This window comes from Streptacidiphilus carbonis, from assembly GCF_000787775.1.
GTDB lineage: Bacteria > Actinomycetota > Actinomycetes > Streptomycetales > Streptomycetaceae > Streptacidiphilus > Streptacidiphilus carbonis.
Map to the genome: position 1 here is coordinate 15900 of NZ_BBPM01000080.1, position 11966 is coordinate 27865.

Sequence of the window (11966 nt, forward strand, 5' to 3'; positions counted from 1 at the left end):
TGGCAGGGTGACGGCGGCCGTCCTGCAGTTGGGACGGGCGCAGGTCAAGGGACGCGGGCGCCCGTCCTCCGCTGCAGGAGCACGGGCACCAGTGCCAGGACGGCGAGGATCTGTCCGGCCAGGGCCCAGATCTTGTCGGTGGACCAGATCGGCTCGTACATGTTGGGCAGCGGCCCCAGGGTACCGACGTCGACGTACCGGTAGAGCAGGATCGCGGCGATACCGACCAGCGCGGTCAGCCAGGCGAACAGGTCTCCCGGTCGTCTGCGCCAGATCAGGACCAGGACCACGCCCAGGGCGGCTGCGGCCGCTTCCGCCCGGAACAGGGTTCCCTGGCTGACGGTCGCGGTGACAGCGTCGTACTGGCCGGCCAGCCGGGCGTGCACGGCGGCGTCGACGGCCAGTCCCGCCGCGGCCGCGATCCGCAGGATGAGGCGCACCAGGGCCATGGTCGCTACTTCACGATCAGGGTGCCGTGCATGAACGGGTGGATCGTGCAGGTGTAGGGATAGCTGCCCGGCGCGGTGGGGGCGGTGAAGCTTCCGCTGTTCCCAGGGCTGATCGTGCCGGTGTCGAAGGCCTTGCCTGCGCTCGCGGTCAGGGTGTGGGCCGTGGAGTCGTTGTTGAGCACGGTGACCGTCTGCCCCGGTGCCACGGTCAGGGAGTCCGGGTTGAACTTGAAGCTGCTGATGGTGATCTTGGTCCCGCCGGCCGGCACCGAGGACGCGGCGCTCGTCACCGACGAGCCCGCGGGGGATGGGGAACTCGCGTTGGACGGGGAACTGCTGGAGCAGCCCGTCAGCACCGCGCCGACAACGGCCAGGGCAAGCAGGGCAACCACGCGCTGCCGGTGGACGAGAGTCAAGGCGAGCCTCCAGGTCGAACGGGACCAGCAGGGGGTCTGCTGAAGTTGGCACAGCCATGGCGGCTCTGCCCGATCGGTAGACCGCCGGGGAGGCAGCCGATTGACTCATATCCGGTTTCTACGGGAAGTACTGCGGACCAGCCCACATGCCGGACCGAATCAGCGGCGCAGTCCACCCGATCGGACCAGCCTGCTGCACACCGCCGCGTGGCGGTGGAACCGTCGATCGCCCACCCTCGTCCTTCCCGGGCAGGAGGAGGAGTGATCAAGGAACAGAAGCCGGACCTGCGCAGAGGGTGGGGCTGTCTGGTGCCAGTCGCCGGGGTAGTGCTCGGTCTGCTCGCCGAAGCCACGGCCAGCGACATCATCAGCAGTACCTGGTCCTACTGCACGAACATGCCGTGGCCGGAGGCGTACGACTTCACCGACAGCCCCCGCTTCTACCTCCTCTTCAACCTCCCGCTCATCGCGGCGTACTGCTGCGCCTTCCCCCTTGGCTTCCTCCTGGCCACCCGCCTCCTCCCCCCATCGCGCCGTCGCCCCGTCCGGGTGCTGACCGCAAGCCTGGCCGGGCTGCTGATGCTCTCAGCCGTCCTCGCCGGCGACCTGGTGTACAACGTCGCCCCACCGGACGGGAAATACCTGAGCGCCCGCTGCCCACACGGCCGACCACCCTGGTGGCCGAAACCCATACCGCTCCGCGACTCGCCGTTCGCAGACTTCGAACACCAGGGCTGACCGGACGGTCCAGCATGGGAGACCCACTCGGCACCCACACTGATGAGCCCGCCAACCCGTCGCCAGCGGCCACATCGAGATCTCTGCCGCACCACATGGTGGACGGCAATCCGAACGCCGAGCAGCAGCCGCAGCTCGGCATTCGCTTTGGGTCATGCCGGCCGGACCAGTCCGGCGTTGTAGGCGGCGATGACGAGTTGGGCGCGGTCACGGGCGCCGAGCTTCATCAGCAGGCGGCCGATGTGGGTCTTCGCCGTGGACAGGCTCAGGTGCAGGTGGGCCGCGATCTCGTCGTTCGACATGCCGAGTCCGATCAGGGTCAGGACTTCGCGTTCCCGATCGGTGGTGCACTCCAGGGCGGCGATCGGCTGTTGGGCGGGCTCGGGACGCCGGGTGAACTCCTCGATCAGACGCCGCGTGACGCTGGGGGCCAGGAGCGCCTCGCCGCCGGCCACGACCCGGATCGCGGCCAGCAGATCGGCGGGCGGGGTGTCCTTGAGCAGAAAGCCGCTGGCGCCGGCGCGTAGTGCTGAGAAGACGTATTCGTCGACCTCGAAAGTGGTCAGGATGAGCACGCGGACGGCTGATGTCGACGGCGCGGCGGTGATCGTGCGGGTCGCCGCGATGCCGTCCATGTCCGGCATCCGAATGTCCATCAGGACGACGTCGGGCTGCTCCCGTTCGGCGAGTTCGACGGCTTCGGTGCCGGTTGACGCCTCGCCGACCGAGGCCAGGTCCGGCGCGGAGTCCACCAGGAGACGGAAGCTGCCACGCACCAGTGCCTGGTCGTCTGCGACCAGCACTCTGATTGTCATGACTCGGTTTCCATCAGTGGGAAGCGTGCCGATATCTGGAATCCGCGGCCGGGAAGTGGCGCGGCGCGGAACTCTCCGCCGTACATGCCGACCCGCTCGCGCATGCCCACGATGCCGTGCCCGAGACCTGACGTCTGGCCGGCCTTCGCCGTTCCACCGTCCGTCACCTCGACAGCCAGCACGTCCTCCTGATGGCTGACGGTTACCCGGCACCTGTCTGTTCCCGCGTGCTTGACCACGTTGGTGATCGCCTCCTGGATCACCCGGAATGCTGCCAGGTCGATTCCCGCGGGGAGCACAGTCCGCTCGCCGCGGATCTCCAGGTCCACCAGGAGGCCCGCTTCGGCGCTGCGCGCGACCAGGCTGTCCAGGTCTGCCAATCCCGGTGCTGGAAGCAGTTCGTCCTGCCGCCCGGTCCCTTCTTCGGTTCCGTCGGCCCGGAGCATGGCCAGGAGGGCCCGCATCTCGCGCAGTGCGCCGCGACTGGTCGTCTCGATGGAGGCCAGTGCGCGCGCCGCTTCCTCCGGGTGCGTCTTCACCACGTAGTTGGCGACGCCGGCCTGCACCGCGATCAGGCTGACGGTGTGGGCCACGACATCGTGCAGTTCCCGTGCGATCTGCAGCCGTTCTTCGCTGCTGACGCGGCGAGCCTCTGCCAGCTGCTCACGCACCTCCCGCTCCGCCCGTTCCCGTGCGTTCGCCGCATATGAGCGCCGCTGCTGCACCGCATATCCGGCCAGCCACGCGGCCACGATGTACAGCCCGTTCTCCGCCGCGAGGCGGGCTGCGTCGCCGGCGCCGCCAGGGCCAGGGCCACTGGCCTGGATGCCCAGACCTACCGCCACCGCCGCCAGGGTTCCGCCGAGCAACCACAGCGACTCACGGCGTGGAACCCGGAGCGGGATCAGGCAGATGACGTAACCCACCGCAAGCGGAAGATAGGCGACCTTGTCGAGCGCGGTCGCGGCGGCCACGCTGACTACGACGACCGTGAGAACGGTACGCGGCCAGAACCGCCGAAGCGCCGCGGGAAGCACCGCCAGCGCCAGAACGATGACGCCCAGCCATGTCGGGCAGCGCAGGAACACCACTTTGTTCGGGAGCGCCATCAGCACGGCGGCACAGCAGTCGACGGCGACCCAGTGCCCCGGCCGCAGCCGCTCGAGCAGCGGAAGGCGGTGTTGGTCCACGCCATGACGGTAACGGCGCGGTCCTCGGCGCGCGTCGTACCCAGGGCCGACGCGGCCCCTCGTACTTGAGGCCAGAAGATCTCGCGGAGGTCCGTCCCGCGGTCCGACGATTCCCTGCGGCGTGAACGGCACCTTTGGCGGTGGGAGCACCGAAGCACCCGACGCACCGAGGAGGAAGCTTGACCGCCGCCATCGAAAGCCAAGGCCTGGGCAAGCGCTACCGCAAGCGCTGGGCACTGACCGACTGCACGCTGAGCATCCCGGCCGGGCACGTCGTCGGGCTCGTCGGCCCGAACGGGGCCGGAAAGACCACGTTGCTCCATCTGTTCACCGGCCTCCTGACCCCCACCGCCGGAACGGTCGAAGTGGTCGGCGGCAGGCCCGCGGCCGGGCCCGGCCAACTGGCCAAGGTCGGGTTCGTCGCGCAGGACACCCCCACCTACCCGGGACTGTCCGTCGCCGACCACTTGCGTCTGGGCGCGCACCTCAATCCACGCTGGGACAGACCCTACGTCGAGGAGCGGATCAGGAGACTGGGACTGGAACCGGCCCGCAAGGCCGGCAGGCTGTCCGGTGGACAGCGCGCGCAGCTGGCTCTGACCATGGCCATCGGCAAGCGCCCCGATCTGCTGATCCTGGACGAACCGGTCGCCAGCCTCGATCCAGTGGCCCGCCGGGAGTTCCTGGAGGAACTGGCCGACGCGGTCGCCGAGCACCACATGACCGTCGTGCTCTCGTCCCACCTGGTCTCCGACCTCGACGCGTTCTGCGACTACCTGATCGTGCTGACCGGCGCACGCGTCCAGGCGGCGGGCGCCGTCGACGACCTGCTCGCCGCCCACAACAGGCTGGCCGGCCCGCGGAACACCCTGGCGGGCCTCGAAGACCTCGTCCTGGCCCTCATGGGCCGCCCCTCTCACCCCGCAGAGGAGAAGCAGAAGTGATCTGGCTGACCTGGCGCCAGTTCCGCGCCCAGGCGATCGTCGCCGCGGTGATCCTGACCGCGTTCGGCATCGCGCTCGCCCTGACCGGATCGGGGCTCGCCGACCTCTACACTTCCAGCGGCCTGGCGTCGTGCCGTATACCGTCCGCCTGCTCCGCGATGACGACCACGTTCCTCGACGAGATGAAGGCAGACTCCGCCTACCCCCTGATGTACTTCATCGGATTCGGGATCCTGGTCCTGGCCCCGCCGCTGATCGGGGCCTTCTGGGGCGCGCCGACGATCACCCGCGAGGCTGAGGGCCACACCTTTCGGCTCGTCTGGCATCAGAGCGTGACGCCCACGCGGTGGGCGATGGCGAAGCTCGCGCTGCTGGGCCTGGCGAGTACGGCGTTCGCCGGCCTGATCAGCCTCATGGTCACGTGGTGGGCCGCCCCGATCGACCGCGCCGGCGGCTTCCCGATCGGCGGAGGGTCCCAGATCAGCCGGTTCTCGAAGCAGATCTTCGACGCACGCGGGATCGTCCCGCTCGGCTACGCGGCCCTCGGGTTCGTCCTCGGCATCACGCTCGGCGTGCTCATCCGGCGCACCGTGCCGGCGATGGCGGCGACCCTGGTGGTCGTCGCGGCGATTCAGTTCGTCGTGCCGAACTGGGTCCGGCCCGGCCTGGTCACGCCGGTCACGGTCACCACCCCGGTGCTGTCCGCCTCGGCCCTCAACCAGATGCAGGTGCACAGCAGCGGACAGCTGACGTTGCCCGTGGACATTCCCGGGGCGTGGATCGTCACCAACCGAACCGTCACGCCGAACGGGCACGTCTTCACCCTGCCGAACGTGCCGCAGTGCGGGGCGGGGACGTACAACCAGTGCGTCAGCTGGATCGCGGGTCAGCACCTCCGGCAGGTGGTGACCTACCAGCCCGCGACCAGGTTCTGGGAGTTCCAGGGCCTTGAGACCGCAGTCCTGCTGGCCGCCGCGGCGGCTTCGGCCGCGGCCTGCGTCCTGTGGATCCGACGGTTCCGGCTCTCGTGAAGGGGTCGGGGCGCGCGCCGACTTCTCGATGGGACACGGCCGGATGTCAGCGGGTGCTGGGCGACTCCTCCGAGGTACCACGACTCGACGCTGTGGAACCTCAGCGTCGAAGTCGAACTGCCTCCTGTCGACCGTCTCGTGAGAAGGGCGCAAGCCGATGGCCTCGCGGACGCGGTCGAGGCGCTGCAACGCAACCTCAGTCCCGACGACGTCCTACGGATCGCGCGTCTCCTCACTACGGACGACGTCCCGGCTTCCGCCCCGTCTCCCCGGGCCGAGGGGGCTGGGCGGTCCGCGGATCCGGATCCGGATCGAGACCGCCAAGAACCCATGGCCGTCCGAAAGGTGACGATCGAGCATTACGCGCCGGCGAACGGGAGACTGACCATGGGGGACGTCGCCGGTTTCATCCGCGATGCCACGCTGGCCGGAGCCCACGGAGACGAGACCGTCAGAGATCCGAGTCACAACTCGCAACTGGTCAGCCTCAGCGTCGAAGTCGAAGAGACGCCGGCCGACCGTCTCGCAAGGAGCGTCCGCGGCGATCACCCCGCGATCGCGGCCCGAGCGTTGCGCGGCGCCTTCGACCCCCATGACGTCCGAGAGGTCGCCCGCCTCCTCGCCCCGGGCGACCCCGGCACGTAGCGGATCGTCGCGGAGTTGCGACGCCGCCCTGCACAGGGAGGACGCCCTGCACAGGGAGAGGGGCGCGATCCTGCGCCGCCGGGGCCGGCCCCGAGCGTCTCGTCCCGCTACAAGGTGCTGACAAGCCCCCCGTCGATGACGAAGTCGGATCCGGTGATGTTTCCGGCCCCGCCGCCGGCCAAGAACGCCACCAGGTCGGCAACTTCCTCCGGACGGGTGAAACGGCCGGTCGCGGCGCCGCCTGCGGCCTGCTCGGCCACGGACGCGGCACTGCCCCCGCCTGCCCGGGCGACGGTCGCGGCGACCCCGTCGTCGCCCAGCCACAGACCGGTGGCGACAGGTCCGGGGCTGACCGTGTTGACGCGGACGCCCTGCGGCCCGAACTCCTTGGACACCGCTTTGCAGAAGTTGGACAGCGCGGCCTTGGCGGCGCCGTAGTCGACCACCAGCGGGTCCGGCAGGAAGGCGTTGACGGAGCTGACCGTGACGATGCTTCCGGCCCCGCGCTCCACCAGGTGCGGAAGCACTGCCCGGGTGGCACGGACCGCCGCCAGGAAGTTGATCGTCAGCGTCGCCTCCCAGTCGTCGTCGGTCACCGTCAGCAGACCGCCGACCCTCGGGCGGACCGCCCCGACATTGTTGACCAGGACGTCGATCCCGCCGTACGCGGAGACGGCCGCCTCGACCAGGCTGCGCGGCCCCTCCGGTTCGCTCAGGTCCACCTCGACGGCCAGCAGGCGGCCGTCGCCGGCCAGCGCCTTGAGTTCGGCGGAGCTCTCCCGGGAGCCCGCGACGACGGTCGCGCCCTCGCGGATGAGCGCGTCGGCCACGGCAAGGCCGATGCCTCGGCCCGCGCCGGTGACGATGGCGACCTTGTCGGTCAGGCCGAGGTCCATGGCAGATCCCTTCGGGGGGTACGGAAGCGCTACGAGGACTGGCTACAAGGACTGCTGGCGCAGCCAGTTCAGTGCGGTGTCGGCCACCTCGCGCCAGCCGCCGTCGATGGTCAGCGAATGACCCTTGTCGGCGAACTCGGTGATGTCGGTGACCGCGTCGGAGTGCCGGTACTGCTTGAGCGTCGCACGGGTCACCGCCTCGGGCACGGTGTGGTCCTTGCCGCCGGTCATCAGCAGCAGCGGGCCGCGCCGGGCATTGCCGGTGTCGACCTTCGCCGGGGAGTGCGGGTTGAAGTTGGCCGCGGCGGCCTCGAACAGCGGCTTGCCCGGTGCCGGGATGGTCCAGCGTTCGTACAGCTCGTCCGACTCCGCCTCGGGGATGGCGTTGCCGAACGCGAAGCGGAACTGCTCGGCCGTCAGGGACACCGCGCGGTGCTTGTTCGCCGGATTCCTGAACACCGGCAGCGTGGCCCGCAGCGCCGACAGCGGCAGCGGCAGGACTCCCTTGATCTGCGCGGCGTCGATCGCGACGGCGGCGGCCGCCAGGTCCTGGCCGAGCAGCTTCTGCGCGATCATACCGCCGAAGGAGTGCCCGATCAGGATCGGCGCGGTGTCGAGCCCGCCGATGATCGCCGCGTAGTGCGCCACCACGTCGTCGATGCCGTGGTCCGCGATGCTCTCCGGGTTGTCACGGGCGTCCTGGACGGTGTCCGGGTCCCCCGGCCACCCCGGCGCGGACGGGGCATACCCCTCCTGCCCGAACAGGTCGATCCAGGGCTGCCAGGACGTGGCGTGCAGCCAGAGGCCGTGGATGAACAGGACGGGTGTGGGTGACGTCATGGCTTGCCCCTCAAGGCGAGTAGGTCCTCCTGCGGCACCAGGCAACCACCGGCGCCGTGTCGTTCGAATCAGGGAAACACCACAGTCTTCGCGGAACGACCGTGGCGCCACCCCAGCACCTGGGTAAGCTGTGGCCGAACCGGCCCCTCAAAGGCGCATGTACGGCGGAACCATTGGGGGGTTGGCGCATGAGTGCCGGTAACCAGAGGCACGGGGCTTCGGACGAACTGTTCGTGGGCCGAATCCGGGAGTCCGATCGCCTTCGGCAGTGCGCGGCCAAGGTGAGGGCCGGGGACTCCTGGCTGGTGGTGGTCCAGGGTGAGGCCGGCATCGGCAAGAGCGCCCTGGTACGCCGGTTCGCGGCGTCGCTGGACGACTTCACCGTCCTGTGGGCCACCGGCGACCCTTCGGAGGCCGACTTCCCCGGTGGCGTGGTCGGGCAGCTGACAGCACGTGTAGACGCCGAGCTGTCGGAACGGTTCCCCTCGGCGGGGGCGCCAGCCGCGGGCGCCACTCCGCACGCGGTGGGCGGGCAGTTGCTGCTCCTGCTGGGAGCGCTCCAAGAGTCCGGGCGCCCGGTCGCCCTGGTGGTGGACGACGTGCAGTGGGCGGACCGGCTGTCCGTCCAGGCGCTCGGTTTCGTCCTGCGTCGCCTGTGGGCGGACCGGGTCCTGACGATCCTGGTCACCCGCCCGGATCCGGAAGGCTCCGCCGAGACGTTGGACCGGCTGCTGAGGTCCTCGGACCGAGCGGCCAGGATCGACCTGGCCGGACTCGACGACGGCGAGGTCGCGCAGCTTGCGCAGGGCCTGGTCGACGGCCGGCTGGCACCGGGACTGACCGAGCGGCTGTACGACTACACCCGAGGCCATCCGCTGTACGTCCGAACGGTGCTGGCCGAGGTTCCCACCGAGGCACTCCGGGGCGGGGTGCTGGAGCGCTGGCCGGTTCCCCGGTCGCTCCGGATCGGCATCCGGTCCCAACTCGACCGGCTCCCCCAGGAGTCCCGCGAGCTGCTGGAGGCGCTGGCGGTCCTCGACGCGCGGGTTCCGCTGTCGACGGTCGGCCGCCTCGCCGGGCTCGCGGACCCCGCGAGCGCGCTCGGTTCCGCGCTCACGGCCGGGCTCGCCCGATGGTGGCCGATGGAGGAGCACAGCCCGGTCGCCCTGGTGCACGCCCTGCAGCGCGACGCGGTCTACGCCGCACTCACGCCGCAACGGCGCCGCACCCTGCACGCCGACGCGGCAACCCTGGTGAGCACGGCCGCGGGCTGGGCGCACCGGGTCGCCGCGGCCACCTCCGTCGACCCCGGACTCGCCGACGAGCTCGAACAGTCCGCCATGGACGAGGCCGCTACCGGACGCAACGCCCTGGCCGCCACCCGACTGCTGTGGGCCTCGTCGCTGTCCGACAGCCGCGAGGACCGCGAACGGCGGCTGCTCACCGCCTGCGCCCAGTCGCTGCTCACCTTTCTGCCCACCTGGTCGGCGAGACTGCGGCAGCAGGTCGAGGACTGCTCGCCGAGCCCCCTGCGCAGCTGCGTCCTGGGGGTCCTGGACATGATGGCGGGTCAGTTCGCGACCGCCGAGGCGCATCTGACCCAGGCCTGGCAGGAGGCTCTCGCGCTGCCGAAGGCCGACTGGGTGGCGGTACTGGCCGGAACCTTCCTGACCAACATCACCCTGTGGAACGGTCGGGGCGCCGAGACCGTGGAGATAGCCCGGCGCACCCTCGCCATCGGCGACCTCGACCCCGCCACCACGGACTTCACCCGCGCGGCCCTGGCCACCGGCCGGCTCTGGGACCGGGGCCCCCGTGCAGCGTTGCAGGACCTGGCGCACCTGCCGTCGGACAGCACAGCGGTGCGGAACGACAGTCTGGACACCCTGGCGACCCGAGGAGTCCTGCGGCTCTTCCTCGGCGAGCTGTCCGCGGCGCGGGCCGACCTCCGGATCGTGGCCCAGCGCGACCGGCAGGGCGCCGGATCGAAACTCGGCCCGCTCACGGTCTCCCTCCTGTCGGTGACCCAGTACCTGGCCGGGGAGTGGGACGAGAGCGAGTCCGTCTCTGACCGGGCGCTCGCCGTCGCGGCCAGCCAGGACCAGTTGCTGGGAGACGCGGCGGCCAGATTCGCGGCCGTCTGCGTCCGGGCCGGCCGGGGCGAGTGGGAGAGCGTCCGCCTCCACGTCGACCGCCTCACCGAGCTCACACAGGCCCTCAACGCCCCCGTCGAGATCGTCTACAGCTGCCTGGCGCAGGCCACGCTGGCGCAGGCCCAGGCCGACCGGCCGGCCATGCTGCGCGCACTCGGCCCCCTGCTGGAAGAGGCCCCGTCCCCCGGGCGGGGCGCACTCCGCCTGCGCTACAAGCCCTTCTGGCTGTGGCAGCAGTCGCTGCTCGTCGAGGCGCTCACGGGTTCCCGGCAGCTGGACGCCGCCACGACGGCGCTGGGCGACCTGCAGCAGGCCTTCGACGGCGCAGGCTACCTGCGGATCGTGATCGCCAGGCTCGCCGGCCTGCTCGCCGAGGCCCGGAACCGTCCGCAGGACGCCCTGACCGTCTACGAGCAGGCCCTCACCGCCCTCGCCGAGGCGGATGCCGGCCCCGACGACGCTCCACTCCACCGCGCCATGCTCGAACACGCTTACGGCAAGCTCCTGCTGGCCACCGGCAGCGCCTCACGGCGCGACGCGGCACAGTGGCTGAACACCGCCCACGGGCGCTACACCACGCTGCGGGCCACTCCGTTCATCCAGCGCTGCGACGCCGACCTGGCCGCGAGCGGCCTCACCGCGCCCGACGACGCCCCCAGCCAGCTGCTGGCCCTGACGGAGCGTGAACTGTCGGTGGCCTACGTCATAGCGAGCGGACGCACCAACCAGGAAGCCGCGGCCGAGCTCTACGTCAGCCAGAAGACGATCGAGTACCACCTCTCCCACATCTACGCCAAGCTCGGCATCTCCACCCGTCGCCACCTCGCGGCCGCGCTCCGCCGACGCGAGGGTTAGCGCACCAGGGCCAAGGGCGTTGCCTAGGACCTGGGTGCGCTGCTGAGATTTCCGGTGTCGAGGGATCGCCGTCCGGTCAGAGTGCTGCGACTCGGGGAAGCCGGGCAGCGATCCTTCGGTCGTCTGCGAAGTCGGACATCCAGGCGGGATCGAGAGGGGGGTAGTCGATGGTGAAGGCGTCGGACGGGAGTTCCGTGCCGGTCGCCGTCCGGTAGGCGTCCCAGGCGATTCCCAGGGTTCCCTCTCCTTCCAGTTCGCTGCCCTCGGCCACCGCCGCGAGAACGACGGGCAGCTCGGCGAGAAAGTCCGGATCTGCGATGACCTGTTCGAAGGTCGTGCGGCCTTGGGCGATGAGCCAGCCCCGGAAGTAGTCGAAGCCGTCGTCGGAGCATCCCCCGTTGATGAGGTAGGCCGCAGCCCAGAGCGGGGCCTGATACGAGGCAGCCATCAGGTCCCACAGGATCTGCTGGGCGTCGAGGATCTGCTCGGGCTCCTGGACGGCCAGTAGCGCGGCGGCCTCGTCGGCGAAGGAGTCCATATCGGTGGGGTCGGCAGCCCTGCGGCCGGCTTGTTCGATGAGCGTCCAGAACTGGTCGGTATCCATGACGGCAGAGCATGGCATCCGGGTCGGACAGTCCGACCGGTCCGCTCAGCGTGATCCCCCTGCGGCACTAGGGCCCACCCCTGGGGTGCCCGGCCGCAGCGGGTGGTCTGCTGGGGGGACGCCGTCCCGACAAGCGGCCCGGGCTCGAGGAAGGGGCCGGATGACCAGTCCCGCCGACCGCACCGACCGCCGGCATCCGCTGCTGGGCCGCCATGAGGAACGACGGTCGCTCGACGCCCTGCTGGCCGCCGTCCGCGACGGAATGAGCGGCACCCTCGTGCTGGTCGGCGAGCCCGGGATCGGCAAGACCCGTCTTCTGGACCATGCCGCCGAGTCCTGCGACGACCTGCGCATCGTCAGCATCGCCGGGGCCGAGTCGGAGCGGCGCCT

General features: G+C 70.5%; 13 protein-coding genes. 6 read left to right on the top strand and 7 right to left on the bottom strand.

The window, feature by feature from the left end; all coding sequences use genetic code 11:
* Window positions 1-44 precede the first annotated feature (44 nt).
* Complete coding sequence (locus TR46_RS34440) at window positions 45-449, bottom strand: hypothetical protein (RefSeq protein WP_052433362.1); 405 nt, start codon at window positions 447-449, stop codon at window positions 45-47.
* A gap of 5 nt (window positions 450-454) precedes the next feature.
* The gene (locus tag TR46_RS40370; RefSeq protein WP_236655651.1) at window positions 455-865 is read right to left on the bottom strand and encodes a cupredoxin domain-containing protein; all 411 of its coding nucleotides are present in this window, start codon (window positions 863-865) and stop codon (window positions 455-457) included.
* A gap of 261 nt (window positions 866-1126) precedes the next feature.
* Here TR46_RS40370 and TR46_RS34455 point away from each other — a divergent pair, with 261 nt between their 5' ends.
* Window positions 1127-1603: a hypothetical protein gene (locus tag TR46_RS34455; protein WP_042410175.1), complete on the top strand. Its 477-nt coding sequence runs from the start codon at window positions 1127-1129 to the stop codon at window positions 1601-1603.
* Between the two features lie 152 nt (window positions 1604-1755).
* Here TR46_RS34455 and TR46_RS34460 read toward each other — a convergent pair whose 3' ends face one another.
* Together TR46_RS34460 and TR46_RS34465 are read right to left on the bottom strand one after the other, a co-directional pair.
* On the bottom strand, window positions 1756-2418 hold the full coding sequence (locus TR46_RS34460; protein ID WP_042410180.1) for a response regulator: 663 nt from the start codon (window positions 2416-2418) through the stop codon (window positions 1756-1758).
* Window positions 2415-3608, bottom strand: coding sequence for a sensor histidine kinase (locus tag TR46_RS34465; RefSeq protein ID WP_042410183.1), 1194 nt, complete (start codon window positions 3606-3608; stop codon window positions 2415-2417). The genes TR46_RS34460 and TR46_RS34465 overlap by 4 nt, the downstream gene beginning before the upstream one ends.
* A 179-nt stretch (window positions 3609-3787) precedes the next feature.
* On the opposite strand from TR46_RS34465, the gene TR46_RS34470 reads away from it, so the two are divergent.
* From TR46_RS34470 to TR46_RS41790, 3 genes are all read left to right on the top strand, one after another.
* On the top strand, window positions 3788-4552 hold the full coding sequence (locus TR46_RS34470) for an ABC transporter ATP-binding protein (RefSeq protein ID WP_042410185.1): 765 nt from the start codon (window positions 3788-3790) through the stop codon (window positions 4550-4552).
* A complete protein-coding gene (locus tag TR46_RS34475; protein WP_042410188.1) occupies window positions 4549-5583 on the top strand; it encodes an ABC-2 membrane transporter-related protein in 1035 nt (344 codons plus the stop codon). The genes TR46_RS34470 and TR46_RS34475 overlap by 4 nt, the downstream gene beginning before the upstream one ends.
* Before the next feature lie 345 nt (window positions 5584-5928).
* Window positions 5929-6228 (top strand): hypothetical protein, encoded by a 300-nt coding sequence (locus TR46_RS41790; protein ID WP_152626854.1) that lies wholly within the window; start codon window positions 5929-5931, stop codon window positions 6226-6228.
* A 107-nt stretch (window positions 6229-6335) separates the two neighbouring features.
* Here the strand turns inward: TR46_RS41790 and TR46_RS34485 are convergent, their stop codons facing one another.
* Both TR46_RS34485 and TR46_RS34490 read right to left on the bottom strand, forming a co-directional pair.
* The gene (locus tag TR46_RS34485) at window positions 6336-7124 is read right to left on the bottom strand and encodes an SDR family NAD(P)-dependent oxidoreductase (protein WP_042410192.1); all 789 of its coding nucleotides are present in this window, start codon (window positions 7122-7124) and stop codon (window positions 6336-6338) included.
* 42 nt (window positions 7125-7166) lie between these two features.
* A complete protein-coding gene (locus tag TR46_RS34490) occupies window positions 7167-7964 on the bottom strand; it encodes an alpha/beta hydrolase (RefSeq protein WP_042410195.1) in 798 nt (265 codons plus the stop codon).
* 233 nt (window positions 7965-8197) lie between these two features.
* Between TR46_RS34490 and TR46_RS34495 the strand changes: the two genes are divergently transcribed.
* Complete coding sequence (locus tag TR46_RS34495; RefSeq protein ID WP_236655652.1) at window positions 8198-10972, top strand: ATP-binding protein; 2775 nt, start codon at window positions 8198-8200, stop codon at window positions 10970-10972.
* A gap of 76 nt (window positions 10973-11048) precedes the next feature.
* Here TR46_RS34495 and TR46_RS34500 read toward each other — a convergent pair whose 3' ends face one another.
* On the bottom strand, window positions 11049-11576 hold the full coding sequence (locus TR46_RS34500) for a DUF4240 domain-containing protein (protein ID WP_042410202.1): 528 nt from the start codon (window positions 11574-11576) through the stop codon (window positions 11049-11051).
* A 160-nt stretch (window positions 11577-11736) separates the two neighbouring features.
* On the opposite strand from TR46_RS34500, the gene TR46_RS34505 reads away from it, so the two are divergent.
* On the top strand, window positions 11737-11966 hold a 230-nt coding region (locus tag TR46_RS34505; protein ID WP_042410214.1), incomplete at its 3' end, for an ATP-binding protein.

What these genes read in the sequence shown, in the direction of transcription:
- TR46_RS34460 (WP_042410180.1), bottom strand. Translation starts at nt 2,418, where the DNA reads ATGACAATCAGAGTGCTGGTCGCAGACGACCAGGCACTGGTGCGTGGC.
- TR46_RS34500 (WP_042410202.1), bottom strand. Translation starts at nt 11,576, where the DNA reads ATGGATACCGACCAGTTCTGGACGCTCATCGAACAAGCCGGCCGCAGG.
- TR46_RS34440 (WP_052433362.1), bottom strand. Translation starts at nt 449, where the DNA reads ATGGCCCTGGTGCGCCTCATCCTGCGGATCGCGGCCGCGGCGGGACTG.
- TR46_RS34490 (WP_042410195.1), bottom strand. Translation starts at nt 7,964, where the DNA reads ATGACGTCACCCACACCCGTCCTGTTCATCCACGGCCTCTGGCTGCAC.
- TR46_RS34485 (WP_042410192.1), bottom strand. Translation starts at nt 7,124, where the DNA reads ATGGACCTCGGCCTGACCGACAAGGTCGCCATCGTCACCGGCGCGGGC.